This is a genomic window from Pseudomonas sp. UBA6315 (genome assembly GCF_002438125.1).
GTDB classification, from domain to species: domain Bacteria; phylum Pseudomonadota; class Gammaproteobacteria; order Pseudomonadales; family Pseudomonadaceae; genus Aquipseudomonas; species Aquipseudomonas faucium.
The window spans coordinates 1-22,955 of record NZ_DJTF01000007.1 but is presented as its reverse complement, the minus strand read 5'-3'; the positions used below and the strand labels follow the sequence as shown (position 1 = coordinate 22,955).

Below are 22,955 nucleotides of genomic sequence, written 5' to 3'. Positions count from 1 at the left end.
CGTGCGCCTGTACCGCGCAACGTTCGACAGGAGATCGCCCCATGCTGCCCCGCATCGCTGCCTTGCTCGGCGCATTGAGCCTGCCAGGCCTGGCCCAGGCTGGCGCCACGCACTACCCCCTGACGATCGACAACTGCGCTGCGCCGCAGACCTTTGCCCAGGCCCCGGCACGCGCCGTCAGCATTGGCCAGGCCGGCACCGAGATGCTCTATGCCCTGGGCCTTGGCAGCAAGCTCGCAGGCTCCTCGCTGTGGTTCAACAACGTGCTGCCCGAGTTCCAGGCGCAGGACGCCAAGGTCGAGCGCCTGGCCAACAACGAACCGAGCTTCGAGGCCGTGGTCGGCAAGCGCCCGCAGCTGGTGACGGTGCAGTTCGAGTGGATGGTCGGCCCCCAGGGCGCAGTCGCCACCCGCGAGCAGTTCGCCGAGCTGAAGATCCCGACCTACCTGCTGCCTTCGGACTGCGAGGGCAAGGACAACCTGGTCGGCGCCGACGGCACCCGTACCCAGCCCTTCCGGATCGAGACCATCTACAAAAGTGTCAGCCAGCTGGCGGCGATCTTCGATGTGCAGGCCCGTGGCGAGGCGCTGAACCAACAGCTGCAGGGGCAGCTGGAACATGCCCGGCAACGGCTCGCCGGCAAGGACTTGTCGAACACCTCGGCGCTGTTCTGGTTCTCCAGCGCCGACCTTGCCCTCGACCCTTACGTGGCCGGCCGCCAAGGGGTGGCCGACTTCATGCTGCAGACCCTTGGCGTGCGCAATGTCGTGCAGTCCCACGAGGAATGGCCAACGGTCGGCTGGGAAACCCTGGCAAAAGCCAACCCCACGTGGATCATCATCGCCCGCATGGACCGCCGCCGCTTCCCGGCGGACGACCACCAGAAGAAGCTCGAATTCCTGCGCAACGACCCGGTGACCCGGCAGATGGAGGCAGTCAGGCAGGGGCGCATCATCATCCTCGACGCCGACGCCATGCAGGCGGGCATCCGCCTGTTCCGCGGCCTGGAAACCCTGTCGAACGCATTCGCAACCGGTGATGCCGGGCAATAAATACGTTTGCGCAGCGTGCGTCATGAACAGGGCTAAAGGTTTTGTGAATTCGTTTCAGTTCCACTCACTCAATACCTCAACCTAAAATGCGCCTCAATTAAGCGATTATAAATATTCGAGTGGGACCGCCAATCATGACGCAGGACATTTGCAACTTCGCGATCAACAGCATTCGTTTCGACGAACATTATCAGCCTGCTGAAAATACTCGCCTCACCACCAACTTTGCCAATTTGGCCAGGGGCGCGAGCCGCCAGCAGAACTTGCGCAATACCTTGCGCATGATCGATAACCGTTTCAATGCACTGGCCCATTGGGACAATCCCAAAGGCGACCGCTACAGCGTCGAGCTTGAAATCATTTCGGTGGCAATGACCCTGGATGCCGCACGCAGCGATAACGCCCTGCCGTTGATCGAAATACTGAAAACCTGCATCGTCGACCGACACACCGGCACGCGCATCGAAGGCGTGGTGGGCAACAATTTTTCGTCCTACGTGCGCGATTACGACTTCAGTGTCCTGCTGCTGGGGCACAACCAAGGCGCGTCGGCGTTCAGCACACCGGCACATTTTGGCGAGCTGCACGGCAAGCTGTTCAAGGCCTTCGTCAATTCCAGCGCCTATAAAGCGCATTTTGCCAAGCCGCCGGTCATCTGCCTGAGTGTGTCCAGCAGCAAGACCTACCAGCGCATTGAAAACCAGCACCCGGTGCTCGGCCAGGAATACCAGCAAGATGAATATTCCCTGACCGATGAGTACTTCCAGAAGATGGGCCTGAGCGTGCGTTACTTCATGCCGGCAAACAGCGTTGCGCCCCTGGCATTCTATTTTGCCGGTGATTTGCTCAGCGATTACACCGCCCTTGAATTGATCAGCACCATCAGCACCATGGATACCTTCCAGAAGATCTACCGCCCGGAGATCTACAACGCCAACTCTGCCGCCGGCACGTCTTATCAGCCGAGTTTGCAGCATGAGGATTATTCGCTGACGCGTATTGTTTATGACCGGGAAGAACGCAGCCGCTTGGCCATCGAACAAGGGCGGTTTGTCGAAGAACACTTCATCAAACCTTACGGCGCGGTACTTGAGCAGTGGTCCAGCCACTGCGCTGCCTGACTTTCAGATACTACAAGGTCTTTTCTCGTGAATAAGCTGTTACCTACTTCGACTGCCGGCAGCCTGCCCAAACCCTCCTGGCTCGCGGAGCCCGAAACCCTCTGGTCGCCCTGGAAACTGCAGGATCAGGCCTTGCTCGACGGCAAGCAGGACGCCCTGCGCCTGGCGTTGCAAGAACAGCAACAGGCAGGCATCGACATCGTCAGCGATGGCGAACAGACCCGCCAGCACTTCGTCACCACTTTCATCGAACACCTGGACGGCGTTGACTTCGAGCAACGTGAAACCGTCAGGATCCGCGACCGCTACGATGCCAGCGTGCCTACCGTGGTGGGTGCCGTCGCGCGGCGCAAGCCGGTGTTCGTCGAAGACGCCAAGTTCCTTCGCCAGCAGACCGGGCAACCCATCAAGTGGGCGCTGCCAGGCCCCATGACCATGATCGACACGCTGTACGACAGCCACTACAAGAGCCGCGAGAAACTGGCCTGGGAGTTTGCCAAGATCCTCAACCAGGAAGCCCGCGAGCTGGAAGCTGCCGGCGTCGACATCATCCAGTTCGATGAGCCTGCGTTCAACGTGTTCTTCGACGAGGTGAACGACTGGGGGGTGGCGACCCTGGAGCGGGCCATCGAAGGCCTCAAGTGCGAAACCGCCGTGCATATCTGCTACGGCTACGGCATCAAGGCCAACACCGACTGGAAGAAGACCTTGGGCTGCGAATGGCGCCAGTACGAAGAGGCCTTCCCCAAGCTTCAGCAATCGAGCATCGATATCGTCTCGCTGGAGTGCCACAACTCGCACGTGCCGATGGACCTGATCGAACTCATTCGCGGCAAGAAAGTGATGGTCGGCGCCATCGACGTGGCCAGCCACACCATCGAGACCCCCGAGGAAGTCGCCAACACCCTGCGCAAGGCGCTGCAATTCGTCGATGCCGACAAGCTCTACCCGTGCACCAACTGCGGCATGGCCCCGCTGCCGCGCCAGGTCGCGCGCGGCAAGCTCAATGCCCTGAGCGCCGGGGCAGCCATCGTTCGCAGCGAACTCTCGGGCCGTTGAAGGCCGCCAAACTTCAGGACTTGCCATGTCACGTTCCAGTACTGCCATCGAGCCATTGAGCTTTCGCAAGGCGCTCGGGCATTACGCCTCCGGCATCACGGTGATCACCTCACTGGTCGATGAGCAGCCGGTCGGCTTCACCTGCCAGTCGTTCCACAGCGTGTCGGTGAGCCCGCCGCTGGTGTCGTTCAGCGTGATGCGCGAATCGGCCAGCTACCCCGGCATGCGCAAGGCGGGCCGGTTCGCGGTGAACATCCTTGCCGGCGAACAGGTGGGCATTTGCAACCAGTTCGCCCGCAAGGGCAGCGACAAGTGGCAGGGCGTGCAATGGCAGCCCTCGCCGCTGGGCAACCCGCTGCTCGCCGGCAGCCTGCACTGGCTCGATTGTGAAATCCACGCCGAACACGCCGCCGGCGATCACCTGATCGTGATTGGCGAAGTCAAAGCGCTGAACCTGCACGACACGGGCGCCACTCAACCCTTGCTGTACTACAAAGGACAATATTGCAACCTCGCCGCGCCTGGCGCGGCCTGAGCGCTTGCCTTCGCCCATGATCGACTTGAGATACCTGCGCACCCTGCATGCCCTGCGCGAAACCGACAGCCTGCCCGAGGCCGCCGAACGCCTGCACCTGACCCAGTCGGCGCTGTCCCACCAGTTCCGCGAGCTGGAAAACCGCATCGGCATGCCGGTGTTCGTGCGCAAGTCCAAACCGGTGCGTTTCACCACCGCCGGCCTCAAGCTGCTGCAGCTGGCCGACCAGGTACTGCCATTGATCCGCAGCACGGAGCGCAACCTGACCCGGCTGGCGGGCGGCACGGCGGAGCGGCTGCACATCGCCATCGAGTGCCACAGCTGCTACCAGTGGCTGATGCCCTCGCTCGACGAATTTCGCGGCGCCTGGCCTGAAGTCGAACTGGACCTGGCCTCGGGCCTTGCCTTCGCGCCCCTGCCGGCCCTGGAGCGCGGCGACCTCGACCTGGTGGTGACCTCCGACCCGCTGCCCCTGCCCGGGATCACCTACGTGCCGCTGTTCGAGTACGAGGCGATGCTGGCCATCGACAAGCACCATGCCCTGCGCGAAAAGCCCTACCTGGAAGCTGCCGACATCGCCGGCCAGACCCTGATCACCTACCCGATCGAGCGAAACCGGCTGGACATCTTCACCCGCTTCTTCGACCCGGCCGACCTTGAACCGGCCCAGGTGCGCACCGCCGAAATGACCGTGATGATGATGCAGCTGGTGGCCAGCGGCCGGGGCGTGTGCTGCCTGCCGAACTGGGCGCTGCACGAATACACCACACGCGGCTATGTCATCGCCAAGCGCCTGGGCGCCAAAGGCTTGCAGGCCACGCTGTTCGCGGCGGTGCGCAGCGACATGCTCGAGGTGCCCTACATGAGTGATTTCTTGCTCACGGCAAAAGACATCTCCTTTGCAACGCTGGAGGGCGTCAACGCCGTTACCAGCAACCTGCACTGAGCGTCACGCGCTCAGAACCCCACCGAACGGCGAGGTTCGCAGGTGGCCACCACCCGGCCGCGCTTGAGCACCATCAGCCGCGCCGGCAGGTCGAGCACCACATCACTGACCGCACGGGTGTCCAGCAGCACCAGGTCGGCGTGCTTGCCCACGGCCAGCCCGTAGTCCTGTAGCCCCAGCGCCTTGGCCGGCGCCGTCGTCAGCATCGACAGCAAGGTGGCCTGGTCGTCCGCACCGCCCAGGTGGCAGGCCGGCAAGGCCAGTTGCGCGATGTTCAGCAGGTCGCCGGTGCCATAGGGGGTGAAGGCATTGCGGATGTTGTTGGTCGCCAGGCACACGTTCACCCCGCCATCGCGCAGTGCCCGCACGGGGGTCAAGGTGCGGCGCACGTTGTGGCTGTCGCCGCGGGCGCCCAGGTGCAAGTCGGTGGCGGGCAGGCACATGACACTGATGCCCGCCTCGCGCAGCAGCGCGATGATCGGTGCCTGGCGCTCGGGGGCGACCGCGCCGAGGCTGGTCAGGTGGCCCACGCTGACACGCCCTTGGTAGCCCTCGGCGATCGTCTTGCGGGCCACGTATTCGATGCTCATGCGCTCGGCGTCGTCGGCAAAGTCCTGGTGCAGGTCGATGCCCTTGCCAAAGCGCTTGGCCAGGTCGAAGACGAAGTCGATGTGCTCATGGGGCGAGCTGTCGTTGTAAGGGATGCCGCCGACGACATCGGCGCCCTTTTCCATCGCCTGGACCATCATGTCTTGCATGCCAGGCAGCTTGAGAATCCCTTCCTGGGGGAAGGCGACCACCTGGATATCGATGAAATCGCGGAAGGTTTCGCGCAGTTCCAGCACCACGTCCAGGCCGGTGAAGCCCTGCGCCGGGTCGAACTCGGCGTGGGCGCGAACATGGGTGCTGCCCGCCTGCACCAGTGCGCGCAGCACCTGGGTGGAACGCGCGAGGATGTCGTCACGGGTAAGGCTTGGCTTGAGCGCGGCGGTCACGGCGATGGCCTCTTGCAAGGTGCCGGAACGGTTGGCCTTGCGGTGCATGACGTGGGCTTTTTCCAGGTGCAGGTGGCCCTCGACGAAGCCTGGGATCAGCACCTTGCCGTTGCCCTGCACTTCTTGCCTGGCCTGGCCGGCAATGGCCGGGGCGATCGCTGCGATCCTGCCGCCCTGCACGGCGACATCCTGCAGCGGTTGCGCATCATCGATGCGCACACTTCGAAAGATCAGGTCCATGCGCTTCACTCCTACAGGCCCGGCGCCGTGGGGCGCCAGGCCGTCAGCGGGGTATCAGAAAGGTTTGGTCGGCAGGTACTTGCCATCCAGCGTGATCACCGCGCGGGAGCCGCCTTCGGGGTCTTCGACCTTCTTGATGTCGAGCTTGAAGTTGATGGCACTGATGATGCCGTCACCGAACTTCTCGTGGACCAGCGCTTTCAGCGTGGTGCCATAGACCTGCAGCATCTCGTAGAAGCGGTAGATCGTCGGGTCGGTCGGCACACCGCGCTCCATACAGCCACGCACTGGCACGGTCTGCAGCAGGGCAATGCCATCGACGTCGAGGCCAAGCTTGTCACCGACCACCTGGGCGGCGCTGGCCGGCAGCGGGTGCTGGCCGAGCAAGGCGGCGGTGACGAAGGCTTCGGACAGGCCGGTGCCCTCGGTGATCTGCGCATACGACAGGTCCTTGCGGGCCTTGGCCATGAGGATGACTTCGGTCAGGGCCTGGCGAACGCTCTGGGTGGCTTGGGACTGGATCATGGGGTGTCTCCTTGGGGTAATGGTTCAGGCAACGTGCTTGGGTTGATGGGATACGGCGTGTACTTGCGGGTTGGCGGCCAGCGGCAGGAACCGGCCAGTGCGGCCATCGAAGGCGTCGATGCGCCCGCTCTCGATGTCGTAGACCCAGCCGTGCAAGGTGACGCGGCCTTCTTCAAGGGCCAGGCGTACCGAAGGGTGGGTCTGGATGTTGGCCAGCTGGGCGATGACGTTCTCGCGCACCATGGCCTCGACCTTGCTGTGCCGGTCCTGATGCTGGCGGGCTTCGTTGACTACCCGGGCGGAGTCGGCGTAGCGCAGCCAGCCGGCCACGGCGGGCATGTGATCCAGGCACTTGCAGGTGGCGATGGCGGTCATGGCGCCGCAGTCCGAGTGCCCGCAGATGACGATGTCGGCGACCTGCAGCGCGGCCACCGCATACTCGACCGAGGCCGACACGCCGCCAGGCTCGGGGCCGTAGGACGGCACGATGTTGCCGGCGTTGCGGATGACGAACAGCTCGCCCGGTTCGCGCTGGGTGACCAGCTCTGGTACCAGGCGGCTGTCGGAGCAGGAGATGAACAGCGCCCGTGGGCTTTGCTGGGTGGCCAGGTCCTTGAACAGCTTGACCCGCTCGGGGAAGGCGTCTTGCTGGAATTTCAGGAAGCCGTCGATGATCTCTTTCATGGCTGTTGCCTCTGTCTGGCGTTGTGTGAGGCAAAGGTTACGCAGCGCATGGCATAAGGTAAAAGTCTCATTTATGATTAGGTACATCAGATAATCTTATGTGAGTAGCCATGCTTGCCCGCCACATCCAGTACTTCCTCGCGGTAGCCGAACACCTGAGCTTTACCCGCGCCGCCGCGGCCTTGCACGTGTCCCAGCCGGCCTTGTCGCAGCAGGTCCGGCAGTTGGAGGAAAGCCTGGGCGCGCAGTTGTTCGACCGCAGTGGGCGCACCACGCGCCTGACCGATGCCGGTGAGGTGTACCTGCGCTATGCCCGGCGGGCGGCGCAGGAGCTGGAGGAAGCCAAGCGCGCCATCCACGATGTCGGCGACCTCAGCCGCGGTGCGCTGCGCATTGCCGTGACGCCGACCTTCACCACCTACCTGGTTGGCCCGTTGGTGGAAGCCTTTCACAGCCGTTACCCGAACATCACCCTGGATGTGCGTGAGCTGTCCCAGGAGCGCATGGAGGCGCTGCTGCTCGCCGATGGGCTGGATGTGGGGATCGCCTTCGAGCAGGTGCAGGCCCAGGACATCGAAGCCACCCCGCTGTTGGTGGAAACCCTGGCCCTGGTGGTCAACGACCGCCACCCCTTGGCCACGGCGCAGTCCGTCGGGCTGCAGGCGCTGAGCGCGCAATCGCTGATTCTGCTGGGCACCGAGTTCGCCACCCGCGAGCAGATCGACCGCTTCTGCCAGCAGCACGGCATTCGCCCGCAGGTGCGGATGGAGGCCAACGCCATCAGCGCGGTGATCGAAATCGTGCGCAGGACGGCCCTGGCCACCCTGCTGCCCGCAACCATCGCGCTGGCCCATGAAGACCTGCTGGCCATTGCGCTGGACCCGGTGCGCCTGCAGCGCACCGCCGTGCTGATGCAGCGCCGGGGGGCTTACCAGAGCGCTGCAGCACGGGCCTTCATCGAACTGGCCAACGAGGTGGTGGGGGAACGCCTGTTCAGCAAGCGGCCTTGCCGCGCAGCGCCTTCGGCCCCGCGCCCAGGCAGGTGACGGCAAACGCGATCACCAGCGCCGCCGTGCCCAGCACGAAGATCAGCTGCTGGTTGGAGCCTTCCACCAGCATGGCGATCAGCGCAGGCGTCACCGCCGCGGCGCCCATCAGGGTGATGCTGACCAGCGGCGTGAGCTTGCCGGTCGGGTCGTTGGTGGTGATCAGCGCCATGTAGTACGACAGCGACAGCACCCAGCCGAAGTTGATCAGCAGCAGCGCAACGCACAGCTGCGTCGGCGTGCGGGTATGGCCGGTGAGCATGGCGATGGAGATGAACACCGCCACCAGGCCCACGGCGATCATCACCTGGCGGTTGACCCGCGCACCCAGAAGGCTCGGCAGCCCGGCCCCGGGCAAGCCGCCCAGCGCCGACAGGCCGAAGGCCCAGCCGATGTCCACGCCGTCGATGCCCTGGTCGCGTGCCAGCTGGTCGATGAAGCCCCACACGCAGTAGATGGCAATCTGCATGAACAGCATGCCCACCAGCGCCGTGCGCCCGGTACGCGCCGAGCCGCCCTGGGCTGGCGAGCCTTCGCCGCTGGCCAGCAGCGCTGCCGGGCGGCGCGGCAAGGCCAGGGCGGCGGCGCAGATCAACAGGTACCACAGGCCGAACGAGCACAAGGCCGTGACCGCCCCGCTCTGCGCGGCGAGCACCGGCAAGGCGGCGGAAAACAGCGAGTACTCCGGGGTTTGCAGCAACAGCATCAGGCCGAACGAGCGGTCCTGGTTGGGCAGCCGGCCAAGGGTCGACACCGCGTAGGCATACACCAGTCCGGCGCAGGTGCCGGCCGCCAGGCGCACGGCCAGCAGCACGGTGTGGGTTTCGGCGAAGGCAGTGGCGATGCTCAAGGCCACGCACAGCAAGCCGACCAGCAGGCACAGGCTGCGCCCGCCATGGCGCTTCATCATGAGCGGGCACAACAAGGTGCCCAGGGTCATGCCGATCATCTCGACCGACACCACCCAGCCCTGCAGGTCCAGTGACAGGTTCAATCGTTCCGTCAGCAAGCCCATGAAGATGGGCTGCACGCCACAGACGATGAATGAAGTACAGGCAATGAAGATTAGGGCGGCGCGCAGGCGCCTGGAATCATTGATCATGAACAGATCCCCGAACACGGCTGTTGTTTTTATTGTGTGTACCGACCGCGACGCCAGTGCCGTAATAGACAGCTTGCAGGCCGGCTCGCGGTCAATCCTGGGGCCTGTTCGAAAGCTTGGAAAGTTAAATATCGAAATCGACTGCAGTGGGCTTTTTAATGCAGGCGAAGTTTGCCGGGCTGTATCCAGAAACGCACTGCAATCGATCCTGATAATTAATTTGTGAGGCACGGGCATCTTCCCTACCGTGTACCGCTACTGACAACCAAAGGGGCCAGCTCGCCTGGTGCGTACTGCCGAGCCGGCCCTGCTGCACAAGGGCCTCCCATGAACGACCGTGAGTTCATCAACGCCATCGACGCCGATGGCCTGCCACTGCACATCGCCGTGAAGAACGGGCGCATCAGCCACCTCGGCGCGCAGCGCGCCGCCGAGCCGGCCCGCGAAACCATCGACCTCGAAGGCCTGCTGGCACTGCCAGGGTTCGTCGACGGCCATATCCACCTGGACAAGAGCTTCGTCGGCGACCGCTGGCACCCCCACCAGGTGGTCGCCAGCCTGCGCGAGCGCCTGGCCGTGGAAAAGCGCGAACTGGCCAGCGCCCCGCCGATCGTCGAGCGCGCCGAGGCGCTGATTCGCCAGGCCGCCTCGTTCGGCACCCTGGCCATGCGCTGCCATGTGGACGTGGACGCCACCACCGGCCTGGATAACCTGCGGGCCATTCTCCAGGCCCGTGAAACCTGCAAGGACCTGGTCGACATCGAGCTGGTGGCCTTCCCCCAGGCCGGCGTAGTGAGCTGCCCCGGCACCGCCGAGGTGATGGAGGCAGCCGTGCGTGAAGGGGTCCAGGTGGTCGGCGGCATCGACCCGACGACCCTGGACGGCGACGCCGAGGGCCAGCTCGACATCGTCTTCGGCATCGCCGAGCGCCATGGCGTGAAGGTCGACATCCACCTGCACGAGCCCGGCGACATCTGCATCGCCCAGCTCGAACGCATCGCCGCACGCACCCAGGCACTGGGCATGCAAGGGCTGGTCGCGGTCAGCCATGCCTATGGCCTGGGCGACGTCAGCGACAGCGTGGTCGACCGCACCGCCCAGGTGCTGGCCAAGGCCGGTGTGTCGATCATGACCAACGCACCGGGCGAGCACGCCTTCCCACCGGTGCTGCGCCTGCGCGCCGGTGGCGTGCGGGTGTTCACCGGCAACGACAACATCCAGGACGCCTGGTGGCCCTACGGCAACGGCGACATGCTGCAGCGGGCCATGCTGGTGAGCTACCGCTCGGGCTTCAACACCGACGAGGAACTGCGCGTGGCGCTGCACATGGCGACCGAGGCCAGTGCCGGGGTGATGGGCAAGCAGGACTACGGGCTGAAGGTCGGCAACGAGGCGAATTTCGTGCTGTTCAAGGCGCCGAATGCAGCCGCGGCGGTGGCGGCGGCGCTGCATGAACGGGTGATCGTGCGCCGTGGCGCGTTCTGGGGCGGGCCTGCGGTGCTGCAGTTGCAGGCAGCGCAATTCGCCCAGGAACTGCGCCGCTGAAAACGGCCAGCGGGGGGCGCCTGCCGCCCCCCGGCACTACTCAGCCTCGGCCCTGAGAATCCCTATCAGGATATCGGCCAGCTCCTTGACCACAGGGTCCGCCGTGGGCCCATGGAAGATCGCCGCCTCGAACACCTTGATCGGCTTGAACCCTTCCTTTGCCCCCAGAATTCGATGCTCCGGCGTGACCACGCGCAGCGGCAGCAGGCTCACGCCCAGGCCATTGGCCACCGCCTCCTGGATGCCGGCCAGGCTCGAGCTGGTAAAGCCGATGCGCCAGCTGCGGCCCATGGCCTCGATGGCGTTGATCATGTCGTCGCGGTACAGCCCGCGCGGCGGGAAGGTCACCAGCGGGATCGGGTCCTGGGCGAAACACGGGTACTGGGCGCTGTCGAACCACTCGATGCGCTCCGGCTGGCAGGCATTGGCCTCGCGGCTGTGGCGCCGTTGCTTGACCAGCACCAGGTCCAGTTCGCCCCGGTCGTAGGCGCTCATCAGGTCACGGCTCAGGCCGCCGGTGATCTCCAGCTTGACCTTGGGGTTGCGCCGGTTGAAAGCCGCCAGCGCCTGCATGGTCTTGCCGGCGACGAAGTCGTCGGGCAGGCCGATGCGCACGGTGACCGTCACCCCACCGGACAAGGCTTCGCTCAACTGGTTGCTCACCGCCAAAAGGTGCCGCGCGTAGCCCAGCAGGGTCTCGCCGGCATCGGTGGGGTGCACTTCGCGGTTGCTGCGGTCGAGCAGCTGGTGCCCGACCATTTCTTCCAGGCGCCGCACCTTCTGGCTGACCGTCGACTGGGTGGAATGCAGGCGGGCGGCGGCGGTGGTGAAGCTGCCGCAGTCGGCCACCATCACCACGGCGCGGAGCATGTCCAGGTCGTAGATGGCGCGGTTGGGTTTTGCACTGTCGGTCATGGCTCAGGCCGTCTGCCGGCGCATGGCGAGGATTCCGGCCGCAAAGCCGATGAAGGTCACCCCCACGCCGCGGCTGACCCAGCGCGACCATTCGGGGCGCTGCAGCACGCCCTTGGCGCGCGAGGCCAGCGCGGCGTACAGGCTCAGCGACGACACCGAGAGCGTCATGAAAATCGCCGTCAGGATCAGAAACTGCGGGAACAAGGCGGCGCCCTGGTCGATGAACTGCGGGAACAGCGCCGTGAAGAACAGCGTCGCCTTGGGGTTGGACAGCGCAGTGAAGAATGCCGAGCGGTACAACTTGCGGCGCGTCGGCCTGCGGGCCTCCCCTGCGTGGATGTCGCCTGCCAGCAGCGGGCGTTTGTTCAGCAGCTGCTTTACGCCCAGGTACAACAGGTAACCGGCGCCGGCGATCTTCACCAGGTTGAACAGCCATTCGGAGCTGGCCAGCAAGGCGCCCAGGCCCAGCATCGCGGCTGCCGACAGGCAGAACAGGCCACTGGCGTTGCCCAGCGAGGACCAGATCGTGCTGCGTTGGCCATGGGCCAGGCTGTTGTTGATCGCCATCAGTGTCGCAGGGCCTGGGCTGGCGATGGCAATCGCGGCGACCAGGGTGAAGGCCAGTAAGGTATGCGGGTCCATGGTTTGAGGCTCGTTCAGCGTTCGGAAAGGGCCGGTGCATGATGCCAGAAACTCACCGCCAGGGAGGACTGGCGGTTTCAGCCACGCACGTAGCGCAGGTGCGTGGCGTCTGGCGTGTGCAGGGCCTTGTCGATGCGAAACTGCGGGGCGGGGCCGTGCAGGTGCTCGAACAGGCGCCGGCCGCTGCCGAAGATGACCGGCGCCAGGGCAATTTCCAGTTCGTCGATGGCGTCGAGGTTCAGGTACTGCTGTATCACATCGGCGCCGCCCGAGATGCGGATGTCGCGGCCGCCCGCCAGTGCCCGGGCTTGCTCCAGCGCCTTGGCCGGGCCGTGGTTGAAGAAGTGGAAGGTGGTGCCGCCCGGCCGCACCCACGGCTCGCGCTGCTGGTGAGTGAGGACCAGCACCGGAGCGTGGAATGGCGCCTCTTCTGGCCAGCTGCGCTCGCCGGCATCGAACATGCGCTTGCCCATGATGTAGGCGCCGGCACGCTCCATGGTGCTGCGCAGCATGTCGTTGACCGGGCCGGTTTCGCCGCCTTTGGCGAACAGCAGGTGTTCGCGAAAGTACTGCTGCTTGAGAATCCAGCTCATGAGCGCGCCCCACTTGGCGCCCCAGCCCTTGTACTCGGGGTGGTCCCAGTGCTCGATGCTCATGCCTTCCGGTGCCATGTAGCCGTCAAGGCTCAGGCCGATGTTGACGAATACCTTGCTCATGGTTTGCCTCTTGTGTGGTGGGCATTGTGGGAGCGCTTTAGAGTGCCTTCATTTCGGCAATATCACGGGCCACCTGATCGGCCGAGTGGTCGAACATCGCCTGCTCCTGCGCATCCAGCGGCATTTCGATCACCCGGGCAATCCCTTGCCTGGCCAGCACGCAGGGCACACCCATGGCGATATCCGTGCGCCCGTATTCGCCCTCGAGGATCGCCACCGTCGGCAAGATGCGGTTGCGCCCATGGGCGATGGCATCGACCATCTGGGCAATCGCCACACCCGGTGCATCGCAGGCGCTGCCGACCTTCTTCAAGTTCAGGATCTCACCGCCACCCTGGCGGGTGCGCTGCACGATCCGCTCGATCTGCTCGCTGGACAGAAACTGCGCCAGCGGCACCGAACCGACCGCGCAGTAGCGCATCAGCGGCACCATGCTGTCGCCATGCCCGCCCAGCACCAGCGCGGTGATATCGCGTGCGGAAAAGCCGGTTTCCTCGGCGATGAAGCACTTCATGCGCGCGGTATCCAGCACCCCGGCCTGGCCGAACACCTTGTCGCGCCCCAGCCCGCTGACCGACCAGGCGCGGTAGGTCAGCACATCCACCGGGTTGGACACCACCAACAGCGTCGCAGCCGGCGCATGGCGCCTGATATCCGCCAGGATACCGTCGAGAATCGGCAGGTTGATGCTCAACACATCCTGGCGCGACTGGCCGGGCTTGCGTGGCACGCCCGCGGTGATCACCACCACGTCGGCACCTTGCAGCATCTGCGCATCGGCCCCGCCCACAACCCGGGTATCGGAGCCCGACTCGATGGCCGCCTGCCAGATATCCAGCGCCTTGCCCTTGGCCAGCTCGCCCTGCACATCGAGCAACACCAGTTCATGGCACAACTCTTCCCGGGCGATGATCTGCGCCGCCGCCTCGCCCACCAGCCCGGCACCCACAATTGCTAGCTTGTTCATCGGTAACCTCCCGCGGCGCGCGAAACCCGCAACACGCCCGCCTGTACAGGGAAGTATTGACCGCGCAAGCCAAAAGGCCACCCGCAGGTGACCTGAGGTCTTGTCGGCCGTGGTGCGTCAGGCCTGTTGCCGGGTCGCGCAGACCACGATCTCGCGCACGCACACCGACTGCGGCTGGCCGTAGGCAAAGTCGATCACCTCGGCGATGTGCTCGGCGCTGAGCACCCCGCCCATCTCCTGCTTCCAGTCGTCGTAGCCGGCCTTGATGGCGTCGTCGGTGGTGTGGCTGAGCAGCTCGGTATCCACCGCCCCCGGCTCGATGGTGATCACCCGCACGTTGCTTGGCGCCAGCTCTTCGCGCAGGTTCTCGGACAACCCGGTGACCGCGAACTTGGTGCCGACGTAGGCCACGTGGTTGGGGAACGCCTTGCGCCCGGCCACGGAGCTGACGTTGATGATGGTGCCGCGCTTGCGCGCGACCATGCCGCCGGCCACCGCGTGGATGCCGTTGAGCAGCCCGCGCACGTTGACGTCGAGCATGCGGTCCCATTCGCTTGGGTCTTGCGTGGCGATGCTGCCCAGCAGCATCACCCCGGCATTGTTGATGATCGCGTCCACCGGGCCGAACTGCGCCTCGGCCTCGGCCACGGCAGCCAGCACCGCCGCCCGGTCGGTGATGTCCACGGCCAGGGCCAGGCTGTTGGGCAGTTGCAGCTGCTGCATCGGCGCCAGCCGACGGGCCAGCAGCAACAGCGCGTGGCCGCGGCCGGAGAGCAGCCTGGCGGTGGCCAGGCCGATACCGGAGCTGGCACCGGTGATGACGACCAGGGGTTTGTGGTTAGCGGTCATGGCAAGCGTCCTGTTATCCGAAATGTCTATGGGTAGGTAGCGCTGGCAGTATAGGAGCCAGTTCCAGGCACGAAAAATGGGATATTCTTTTGGCAGCCATCGGCAACACTTATGGGTAAACCATGGATTATCGTCAGCTTCGCGCCTTCATCGCAGTCTTCGAAGCGCGCAACATCACCACCGCCGCGCGCACCGTTCACCTTAGCCAACCGGCCCTGTCCGGCAGCATCAAGGCGCTTGAGCAAGCCCTGGGCACCACGCTGTTCGTGCGCCAGGCCAGGGGCGTGGAGGTGACCGAGGATGCCCGCGCGCTGTACCCCGAGGCGCAGCGCATGGTGGCCGATGCCGGCCGGTTGCTGACCCGCTTCAAGCACGACCGGGAACAGGCGCCGCTGCAGATCGGCGTCGAACAGGACGTGGGCGCTGCGGTGCTGCGCCAGGTGGTGCAGGCCGCGGCGACCCTCAGCCCTGCGCTGCAGCTGCAACTGGTTACCGGCTGCGCGGGCGCGGCGCGCCTGGCCAGCGAAGAACTGCGCTGCGAGGACGAACTGTTCCTGCCCCTGCACAGCGACCCTTTCGTACTGGCGTCGCCGCCGGCGGGCGAGGCAAGGCGCTGGGTCACCTGCCCCGCGCAACCCAGCCACCAGCGCCTGCTGCCGTTCTACGACAGCCGCCCGGTGGCCGAAGCCGAGACCTTCGGCCTGGCCCTGGAGATGGTCGCCGCCGGCCTGGGCAACGCCATCGTGCCGGCCCCGCTTGCCGCCGAACACCGCGAAGTGCGCAGCGAAGCGTTGCCGCAGCTGGACCTGCGCCGGCGCATCGGCCTGTGTTACTCAGCCCAGGCGCTGGCGCTCGAAGGGGTGATCCAGCTGCGTGACGCCCTGCAGGAGAAAATTGTACAAAACAGTTCTGCTGTATAGATTTATCCAGGCACCTGCACTATACCTTGTACAGAACCTTACTTTTGTACAGGTATTGTGCATGTCCGCCTTCCTGCAACGCTTCGTCGAACGCTTTGCCACGCTGGATACACACAATCTCGACGTACTGGGCGACCTGTACAGCGCGGAGGTAGCCTTCCGCGACCCCTTGCACCAGATCGACGGCCTCCCTGCCCTGCGCGCCTACTTCGCGCAGCTGTACGCCAACGTGTCCGAGGTGCAGTACCACTTCGAAGGCACCGACGAACTGGAGCCCGGCCACGGCTACATCCGCTGGACCCTTCACTACCGCCACCCACGCCTGGCCGGCGGCAGGCGGATCAGCCTGCAGGGCTGCAGCCACCTGCGCTGGCACGAGCGGGTGCATTTTCATCAGGACTACTTCGACGCAGGCGCCCTGCTCTACGAGCATCTCCCGCTGATGGGCGGCGCGATCCGCTGGCTCAAGGGCCGGCTGGCATGAGCCGTTGCTGGCTGACCGGTGCCAGCAGCGGCATCGGCGCGGCCCTGGCGCTGCGCTTGCTGGAGCAAGGCCACCAGGTCGCCCTGGGTGCTCGCCAGGCACACAGCCTGGCAGCATTGGCCACGCGCTTTCCGGGCCAGGTACTGCTGGCGGTGGGTGACCTCGACCAGCCCGAGCAAGTGGCGCAGATTGCCGCACAGATCGAACAGGCATGGGGCGCGCTGGACCTGGTGATACTCAACGCCGGCACCTGCGAGTACCTGGAGCCGGGGCAGTTCGACCCGGCCCTGGTCGAGCGGGTGATGCGCACCAACGTCAACGGCACCAGCCATTGCCTGGCCGCTGCCCTGCCCCTGCTGCGCCGTGGCCAGCAGCCGCACCTGGTGGTGATGGGCAGCTCGGTCAGTTGGCTGGCGCTGCCGCGCGCGGGCGCCTATGGTGCCTCCAAGGCGGCGCTGCGCTACCTGGTGGAATCGCTGCGCATCGACCTGGTCGGCGAAGGCATCGACGTTACCCTGGTCAGCCCTGGTTTCGTCGACACCCCGCTGACCCGCCGCAACGACTTCCCCATGCCGCAGCTGTGGAGCGCCGAACGCGCCGCCGCGCATATCCTCGCGCGCCTGCCCCGGCGGCCGCTGGAAATCGCCTTCCCCGGCGGCTTCACCCGCCTCCTGCGCCTGCTCGGCGCCCTGCCGCCGGCCTGGCGCCTGGCACTGGGCCGGCGCATCGCGCGCAAGCCCCAGGGTTAGCCCAGCATGCACATCGCCATCATCGGCACGGGCATCGCCGGCCTGACCTGCGCCCACCTCCTGTCACGCCGCCACCTGGTCACGGTGTACGAGGCCGAGCCGCGTCTGGGCGGGCATACCCATACCGTCGACGTGCAATGGCAAGGGCAGGCCTACGCGGTGGACACCGGCTTCATCGTCTACAACGACTGGACCTACCCGCATTTCATCCGCCTGCTGCAACAGCTGGGCGTGGCCAGCCGGCCGACCGAAATGAGCTTCTCGGTGCATGACCCGGCCACGGGCCTTGAGTACAACGGCCACAACCTGGACACCCTGTTCGCCCAGCGCCGCAACCTGCTGCGCCCTGGCTTCTGGGGGATGCTGCGCGACGTGCTGCGCTTTAACCGCCAGGCCCTGGCCGACCTCGACCAGCAGCGGATCGCCAGCGACACCACGCTGGGCGCCTACCTGCACCAGCAGCGCTACGGGCAGCGCTTCATCGACCAGTACATCGTGCCCATGGGCTCGGCGATCTGGTCGATGCCACGGGCCGACATGCTCGCGTTCCCCTTGCAGTTCTTCGTGCGCTTCTGCCGCAACCATGGCCTGCTGTCGGTCAGCCAGCGCCCGCAATGGCGGGTGATCGAAGGCGGCTCGCGGGCTTACCTGGCGCCGCTGTGCCAGCCGTTCGCCGAACGCATCCGGCTGGGCTGCCCGGTGCAGCGGGTGGAGCGCGACGCACAAGGGGTGCGGGTCAGCAGCGCAGCCGGCAGCGAGCGTTTCGACAAGGTGGTGTTCGCCTGCCACAGCGACCAGGCCCTGGCCCTGCTGGCGGCGCCCAGCGATGCGGAACGGGCGATCCTCGGTGCCATCCGCTACGCCGCCAACGAGGTGCTGCTGCACACCGACCAGCGCCTGCTGCCACGCCGGCGCAAGGCCTGGGCCAGCTGGAACTATCGCCTGGGCAGCAGCCCGCAGGCGCCTGCCGCGCTCACCTACAACATGAACATCCTGCAGGGCATCGAGGCGCCGGTGACCTTCTGCGTCAGCCTCAACCAGAGCGCCCTGGTGGACCCGCAGCAGGTGCTGGCCCGCTTCCAGTACGCGCACCCGCAGTACAGCCTCGCCGCCGTTGCCGCCCAGGCCCGCCACGCCGAGCTGCAAGGCCCGCTGCACAGCTACTACTGCGGCGCCTACTGGGCCAACGGCTTTCATGAAGATGGCGTGCTCAGTGCGCTGAAGGTGGCCGAACACTTTGGAGAACAGCTGTGAACAGCAGCCTTTGCCACGGCTGGGTCAGCCACCGGCGCCTGGCCCCCAGGCCCCATGCGTTTGGCTACCGCATCGGCATGTTCTACCTGGACCTCGCCGAGCAAGCGCAACTGCCAGGCCTGAGTCGCTGGCTCGGGCGCTCGCGGTTGGCGCCGCTGTGCTGGCGGCAGACCGACTACCTGCCGGCCCTCACCCGCCAGGGCATGCCGCTGGCCGAGGCCGCGCGCCTGCTGGTCGGCCAGGCCACCGGGCAGGTGCCCGAAGGCGCCGTGCACCTGCTGACCCAGCCGCGCAGCTGGGGCCTGTCGTTCAACCCGGTGAGCGTGTTCTTCTGCCATGACCGCCACGGCCAGGTCGCCGCCGTGCTGCTGGAGGTGCGCAACACGCCCTGGCGCGAGCGCTTCCACTATGTGCTGCCGGTGCAGGGCGAGCTGGGCCAGCCCTTGAGCGTGGCCAAGGCCTTCCACGTCTCGCCGTTCCTGCCAGCGGACATGGACTACCACCTGCGCTTCGCCCTCGATGCCCAGCACGTGCGCATCCACATGGAAAACTGGCGCGCCGGGCAAAAATGCTTCGAAGCCGACCTGGCCCTGCAGCGCCAGCCACTTTCGCGTGCCAGCCTGCAGCGCTACCTGCTGACGTTCCCGTGGATGAGCCTGCGCACCGTCAGCGCCATCTACTGGCAGGCCCTGCGCCTGCTGCTCAAGCGCACCCCCGTACACGACCACTTCACCAGCCGGCACGACCTGGCGCTCGGCCAACCTGCCCGCGAGGAGCACGACCATGCCCGCACCGACCTTGAGCATTAGCAAATCGGCCGGCCTCGCGCCCCTGCTCGGCGGCCTGGCCCGGCACGCCGTGCTGGCGCAGCTGCGCCGCTTGCGCCACGGCCACCTGCGCTTGATCAGCCAGGGCCAGCAATGGACCTTCGGCGACGTCGCAAGCCCGCTGTACGCGGAAGTGGAGATCCTCGACAACGCCGCTTGGGGGCTGGTCGCCGGCAACGGCTCGATCGGCGCCGGCGAAGGCTACATCCACGGCTACTGGCGCAGCCCCGACCTTGCCGCCGTCACGCGCCTGTTCGTCGCCAACCTGGAGGTGCTCGACGCCATGGAGGGCGGCCTGGCCCGCCTGGCGCGCCCGCCGCTGCGCCTGCTGCACCGGCTCAACCGCAACAGCCGGCACGGCGCGCGGCGCAATATCCTGGCCCACTACGACCTGGGCAATGCGCTGTTCGAACGCCTGCTCGACCCCAGCATGATGTACTCCGCCGCACGCTTCGACAGCCCCGGGCAAACCTTGGAGCAGGCCCAGCGGCGCAAGCTTGAGCGCATCTGCCAGCATCTCGAACTCAAGCCTGACGAGCACCTGCTGGAAATCGGCAGCGGCTGGGGCAGCCTGGCCATCCACGCCGCCCTGGAATACGGTTGCCGGGTCACCACCACCACCCTTTCCGCCGCACAACACACCTACACCTTGCAGCGAGTCAAGGCCCTGGGCCTGGAGCAGCGGGTCACGGTGCTGCTGGAGGACTACCGCGACCTGCGCGGGCGCTTCGACAAGCTGGTGTCGATCGAGATGATCGAAGCCGTCGGCCACCGCTACCTGCCGGCCTTCTTCCGCCAGTGCGCGGCGCTGCTCAAGGACGACGGCCTGATGCTGCTGCAGGCCATCACCATCCGCGACCAGCGCTACGCCCAGGCCCGCCGCTCGGTCGACTTCATCCAGCGCTACATCTTCCCCGGCGGCGCCCTGCCCTCGCTGAGCGTGCTGCTCGACACCGCCAGCCGCCAGACCGCGCTGAACCTGGTGCACCTGGAAGATTTCGGCCAGGACTACAGCCGCACCCTGCGCCACTGGCGCGACAACCTGCGCCTGGCGCGCTCGGAGCTCACGGCGCTGGGCTATGACGAAACCTTCCAGCGCTTGTGGGAGTTCTACCTGTGCTACTGCCAGGGCGGTTTCGAGGAGCGCACCATCGGCGTGGCGCAGATGCTCTGGGCCGCGCCCCTGGCGCGCCGGGCGCCCCTTTCAGGGGCCTGAACATGGCCCGCGGCTGGCTGCTGGGCAATGCCCTGTGGCTGCAGGCCGGCTGGTGGGCCTGCGTGCTGGGCGCGCGGCAGCCGTGGCTGCTGTGGCTGGTACCGGCGGGGCTGGTGGTGCACTTGTGCCTGTGCCCACGCTTGCGCAGTGAGGTGCGGGTTTTGCTGTGGGTGGCCCTGGCCGGCTGCCTGCTCGACAGCGTGCTGGGCCTATTGGGGGTGTTTCGCTTCGCACACGGGCCCTTGCCGTTGTGGCTGGCATTGCTGTGGCTGGTGCTGGCCAGCGGCTTGCGCCACAGCCTGGCCTGGGCCGGCCGCCCGCTCTGGCGCGCCGCGTTGCTGGGCCTGCTGGGCGGCCCCTTGGCCTACCTGGCCGGGGCCAGGGTGGCGGGCATCGAGTTGCCGTTAGGGCCTTTGCTTACCGGGCTCATCCTCGCGCCAATCTGGATGCTGGTACTGCCACTGGCCTTGCGCTTCGCGGCGAGAAGCTAGCCCAACCCCCAAAAGCTGGCACTCTCTACTTTCTTTCTTGTGGGAGCGGGCTTGCCCCGCGAACACCGGCGCAGCCGGTGCCATCCACTGGGATCGCCCCTAGGCGTCATCTTCCGCCTCAGGCGCACGAAACGCCTTGCTGTAATAGCCCGACGAGTCAAAACAGCAAACGTGCTTCTTGCCGGATGCAAGCATGTCGCATGCATCCGCAATGCGCTTTGCGCGCGTCGCGGATTGCTTGGCCGACGTCATCCAGTGAATCCAGTCCACCCGTGCGAGGGTGGTCGTACTGTCCCAAACCCGATGGGCCTCAGGCGTGGCTGCCAGGGCCTTTTGAAAATCCGCCGGGATATCAGGTTCGAGCTCCTGCTTCGCAGGCGCCAACTCCACTGTGACGGTATCTCCGATGGCCGCCTGTGCCGCTTCGAGCAACGCCGCACTGATCCGCAGCCAATGGCTCAGTTGACCATCCGGCTCCAGGGTCGCCTGGAACGGCCGCCCGTTGATCGTGCCTTCAACGCTCGTCCTTCCACGCCTCGGCAGTTTTGCACTGGCCTCTTTTGGCAGTATCACGAACGCCCACGAGGAATCGTCGCCGGGCTTTGCCGGGCGACGAAGCGTTGCTTCGAAGCGGGATGTCGCATCGGTTGCTGGCATTGCAACGCCTCCTATCACGACGCTACGTTCAGGGGTTTGCCCGCCATGGCGAGGAACCTGAAGTAAAGGTTAAACTGCTTCGCTAGTCACTCCCTCTCACCAGGAAAAAACAGTGCCCCAACCTGACGATCGTGCATCTTTGGCCGCATTTGCCCTAGAAAGCCCCGCCCCGCTTTATGCAAGAGTCAAAGACATCATCCTTCAACAGATCCGCACCGGCGTCTGGGGCCCCAACTTCAAGCTGCCCTCCGAGAGTGAGCTCTTCAACCAGCTGGGCGTCAGCCGGATGACCATCAACCGGGCCTTGCGCGAACTCACCATCGAAGGCGTGCTGGTGCGCCTGCAAGGCGTAGGCACTTTCGTGGCAGAGGTCAAAGGGCATGCCGCACTGTTTCAGATTCACGACATCGCCGAGGAAATCACCAAGCGTGGACACCTGCATCGCAGCGAAGTGGTCCGGCTCGAGGCGCTTGCAGAGCCGCTCCCCGCTTCGCTGCTGTTCTCCCTGGATGAGGTCGAGAATCTGTTCCACTCGGTGCTGGTGCACTACGAAAACGAAATTCCAGTGCAAATCGAGGAACGCTTCGTCAATGCCGACATCGCACCCGATTATCTCAAGCAGGATTTCACCCGTATCACGCCGTTTGCCTACCTGATCCAACTCGCGCCGCTGACCGAAGCCGAGCACATGGTGGAGGCCATCCAGGCAACACCCGCGGAGTGCAAACTGCTGCACATCAAACGCACCGACCCTTGTCTTCTCATCCGGCGCCGCAGCTGGTCGGGTAAAAGGCAAGTTGGCTGCGCTCGGCTGATCTATCCAGGCTCGCGCTACCGCTTGGAAGGCCGTTTCGGCCAGTAACCGCGCTTTCCTCCGGCAGGGTCATCGACTGAGCTTGGTCGATGACCGCGTGCGCATCGCGCTAGGCATCGATCAAAATTTTTTTTGACCTTCCGTCGTCAAACCCCGCTTTTCGCTCCTCTTTGACCGCGCTCTATTCAGTCGCAAGCTGCTGAAAACAAAGCCAATTCTTTTTTCTCCCGACGCAGATGAAACCTTTCACCTGGCATCAGACACGTTGGTGCGCCTCATGTTGTATATACAGGTTGATATATGCTTGTATGTATAAGACTTAACAACACCCACCTCTGCACTGCATTCATAAGAAGGAAACCGCCATGAAAGCTTCCCGATTCCGTGACACCGAAATCCGCGCCCCGCGTGGCAACAAGCTGACGGCCAAAAGCTGGCTGACCGAAGCGCCGCTGCGCATGCTGATGAACAACCTCGACCCGCAGGTCGCCGAAAACCCCAAAGAACTGGTGGTGTACGGCGGCATCGGCCGCGCCGCGCGCAACTGGGCCTGCTACGACAAGATCGTCGAGAGCCTGACCCACCTCAACGACGACGAAACCCT

At 65.4% G+C, this 22,955-nt stretch carries 25 protein-coding genes and 1 pseudogene; 16 read left to right on the top strand and 10 right to left on the bottom strand.

The window, feature by feature from the left end; translation table 11 throughout:
• Nucleotides 1-41 precede the first annotated feature (41 nt).
• The 5 genes from B3E94_RS00450 (at nt 42) to B3E94_RS00430 (ending at nt 4,713) form a co-directional block, all read left to right on the top strand.
• A complete protein-coding gene (locus B3E94_RS00450; protein WP_286911915.1) occupies nt 42-1,052 on the top strand; it encodes an ABC transporter substrate-binding protein in 1,011 nt (336 codons plus the stop codon).
• Between the two features lie 134 nt (nt 1,053-1,186).
• A complete protein-coding gene (locus tag B3E94_RS00445; protein ID WP_286911914.1) occupies nt 1,187-2,173 on the top strand; it encodes a DUF1852 domain-containing protein in 987 nt (328 codons plus the stop codon).
• 27 nt (nt 2,174-2,200) lie between these two features.
• On the top strand, nt 2,201-3,232 hold the full coding sequence (locus B3E94_RS00440) for a methionine synthase (RefSeq protein WP_286911913.1): 1,032 nt from the start codon (nt 2,201-2,203) through the stop codon (nt 3,230-3,232).
• A 25-nt stretch (nt 3,233-3,257) separates the two neighbouring features.
• A complete protein-coding gene (locus B3E94_RS00435) occupies nt 3,258-3,767 on the top strand; it encodes a flavin reductase family protein (RefSeq protein ID WP_286911912.1) in 510 nt (169 codons plus the stop codon).
• A gap of 16 nt (nt 3,768-3,783) precedes the next feature.
• On the top strand, nt 3,784-4,713 hold the full coding sequence (locus B3E94_RS00430) for a LysR family transcriptional regulator (protein ID WP_286911911.1): 930 nt from the start codon (nt 3,784-3,786) through the stop codon (nt 4,711-4,713).
• 11 nt (nt 4,714-4,724) lie between these two features.
• On the opposite strand, the gene B3E94_RS00425 is transcribed toward B3E94_RS00430, so the two are convergent.
• The 3 genes from B3E94_RS00425 to B3E94_RS00415 are packed head-to-tail and all read right to left on the bottom strand — an operon-like array spanning nt 4,725 to nt 7,157.
• Nucleotides 4,725-5,948: an amidohydrolase family protein gene (locus B3E94_RS00425; protein WP_286911909.1), complete on the bottom strand. Its 1,224-nt coding sequence runs from the start codon at nt 5,946-5,948 to the stop codon at nt 4,725-4,727.
• Between the two features lie 54 nt (nt 5,949-6,002).
• A complete protein-coding gene (cynS, locus tag B3E94_RS00420) occupies nt 6,003-6,473 on the bottom strand; it encodes a cyanase (RefSeq protein ID WP_176517572.1) in 471 nt (156 codons plus the stop codon).
• Nucleotides 6,474-6,497: 24 nt separating this feature from the next.
• Nucleotides 6,498-7,157 carry a carbonic anhydrase gene (locus B3E94_RS00415; RefSeq protein ID WP_176517571.1) on the bottom strand — a complete coding sequence of 220 codons (660 nt, stop codon included), beginning with the start codon at nt 7,155-7,157 and terminating at the stop codon, nt 6,498-6,500.
• 110 nt (nt 7,158-7,267) lie between these two features.
• Between B3E94_RS00415 and cynR the strand changes: the two genes are divergently transcribed.
• Nucleotides 7,268-8,203, top strand: coding sequence for a transcriptional regulator CynR (cynR, locus tag B3E94_RS00410; protein WP_286911907.1), 936 nt, complete (start codon nt 7,268-7,270; stop codon nt 8,201-8,203).
• Here cynR and B3E94_RS00405 read toward each other — a convergent pair.
• Nucleotides 8,151-9,305 carry an MFS transporter gene (locus B3E94_RS00405; RefSeq protein WP_286911905.1) on the bottom strand — a complete coding sequence of 385 codons (1,155 nt, stop codon included), beginning with the start codon at nt 9,303-9,305 and terminating at the stop codon, nt 8,151-8,153. The two genes, cynR and B3E94_RS00405, sit on opposite strands and share 53 nt — an antisense overlap.
• A 327-nt stretch (nt 9,306-9,632) precedes the next feature.
• Between B3E94_RS00405 and B3E94_RS00400 the strand changes: the two genes are divergently transcribed.
• Nucleotides 9,633-10,850, top strand: a complete 1,218-nt coding sequence (locus B3E94_RS00400; RefSeq protein ID WP_286911904.1) for an amidohydrolase family protein — start codon at nt 9,633-9,635, stop codon at nt 10,848-10,850.
• A gap of 36 nt (nt 10,851-10,886) precedes the next feature.
• On the opposite strand, the gene B3E94_RS00395 is transcribed toward B3E94_RS00400, so the two are convergent.
• The 5 genes from B3E94_RS00395 to B3E94_RS00375 form a co-directional block, all read right to left on the bottom strand.
• Nucleotides 10,887-11,765: a LysR substrate-binding domain-containing protein gene (locus tag B3E94_RS00395; RefSeq protein WP_236237497.1), complete on the bottom strand. Its 879-nt coding sequence runs from the start codon at nt 11,763-11,765 to the stop codon at nt 10,887-10,889.
• Nucleotides 11,766-11,768: 3 nt separating this feature from the next.
• On the bottom strand, nt 11,769-12,407 hold the full coding sequence (locus B3E94_RS00390; RefSeq protein WP_176517566.1) for a LysE family translocator: 639 nt from the start codon (nt 12,405-12,407) through the stop codon (nt 11,769-11,771).
• Between the two features lie 77 nt (nt 12,408-12,484).
• Nucleotides 12,485-13,123, bottom strand: a complete 639-nt coding sequence (locus tag B3E94_RS00385; RefSeq protein ID WP_286911902.1) for a dihydrofolate reductase family protein — start codon at nt 13,121-13,123, stop codon at nt 12,485-12,487.
• 37 nt (nt 13,124-13,160) lie between these two features.
• On the bottom strand, nt 13,161-14,090 hold the full coding sequence (locus B3E94_RS00380; protein WP_286911901.1) for a malate dehydrogenase: 930 nt from the start codon (nt 14,088-14,090) through the stop codon (nt 13,161-13,163).
• Between the two features lie 117 nt (nt 14,091-14,207).
• Nucleotides 14,208-14,939 (bottom strand): SDR family oxidoreductase, encoded by a 732-nt coding sequence (locus tag B3E94_RS00375; protein ID WP_286911900.1) that lies wholly within the window; start codon nt 14,937-14,939, stop codon nt 14,208-14,210.
• Between the two features lie 122 nt (nt 14,940-15,061).
• Here B3E94_RS00375 and B3E94_RS00370 point away from each other — a divergent pair, with 122 nt between their 5' ends.
• From B3E94_RS00370 to B3E94_RS00340, 7 genes are all read left to right on the top strand, one after another.
• Nucleotides 15,062-15,859 carry a LysR family transcriptional regulator gene (locus B3E94_RS00370; protein ID WP_286911898.1) on the top strand — a complete coding sequence of 266 codons (798 nt, stop codon included), beginning with the start codon at nt 15,062-15,064 and terminating at the stop codon, nt 15,857-15,859.
• Nucleotides 15,860-15,920: 61 nt separating this feature from the next.
• Nucleotides 15,921-16,343 (top strand): nuclear transport factor 2 family protein, encoded by a 423-nt coding sequence (locus B3E94_RS00365; RefSeq protein ID WP_286911897.1) that lies wholly within the window; start codon nt 15,921-15,923, stop codon nt 16,341-16,343.
• Nucleotides 16,340-17,092: an SDR family NAD(P)-dependent oxidoreductase gene (locus B3E94_RS00360; protein WP_286911896.1), complete on the top strand. Its 753-nt coding sequence runs from the start codon at nt 16,340-16,342 to the stop codon at nt 17,090-17,092. The genes B3E94_RS00365 and B3E94_RS00360 overlap by 4 nt, the downstream gene beginning before the upstream one ends.
• Nucleotides 17,093-17,098: 6 nt before the next feature.
• Nucleotides 17,099-18,346 (top strand): NAD(P)/FAD-dependent oxidoreductase, encoded by a 1,248-nt coding sequence (locus tag B3E94_RS00355; protein ID WP_286911895.1) that lies wholly within the window; start codon nt 17,099-17,101, stop codon nt 18,344-18,346.
• A complete protein-coding gene (locus B3E94_RS00350; protein WP_286911893.1) occupies nt 18,343-19,155 on the top strand; it encodes a DUF1365 domain-containing protein in 813 nt (270 codons plus the stop codon). Before B3E94_RS00355 ends, B3E94_RS00350 begins: the two co-directional genes overlap by 4 nt.
• Nucleotides 19,130-20,389 (top strand): SAM-dependent methyltransferase, encoded by a 1,260-nt coding sequence (locus tag B3E94_RS00345; protein ID WP_286911891.1) that lies wholly within the window; start codon nt 19,130-19,132, stop codon nt 20,387-20,389. The genes B3E94_RS00350 and B3E94_RS00345 overlap by 26 nt, the downstream gene beginning before the upstream one ends.
• Nucleotides 20,390-20,391: 2 nt before the next feature.
• The gene (locus B3E94_RS00340) at nt 20,392-20,880 is read left to right on the top strand and encodes a DUF2878 domain-containing protein (protein ID WP_286911889.1); all 489 of its coding nucleotides are present in this window, start codon (nt 20,392-20,394) and stop codon (nt 20,878-20,880) included.
• Nucleotides 20,881-20,979: 99 nt separating this feature from the next.
• Here B3E94_RS00340 and B3E94_RS00335 read toward each other — a convergent pair whose 3' ends face one another.
• Nucleotides 20,980-21,537, bottom strand: coding sequence for a YdeI/OmpD-associated family protein (locus tag B3E94_RS00335; RefSeq protein WP_286911887.1), 558 nt, complete (start codon nt 21,535-21,537; stop codon nt 20,980-20,982).
• A gap of 112 nt (nt 21,538-21,649) precedes the next feature.
• Here B3E94_RS00335 and hutC point away from each other — a divergent pair, with 112 nt between their 5' ends.
• Together hutC and B3E94_RS00325 are read left to right on the top strand one after the other, a co-directional pair.
• Entirely contained in the window at nt 21,650-22,399 is a 750-nt protein-coding gene (gene hutC, locus B3E94_RS00330) for a histidine utilization repressor (RefSeq protein ID WP_176517554.1), read from the top strand.
• A gap of 317 nt (nt 22,400-22,716) precedes the next feature.
• Nucleotides 22,717-22,955 (top strand): annotated as a pseudogene (locus tag B3E94_RS00325) (urocanate hydratase); the annotation flags it as partial.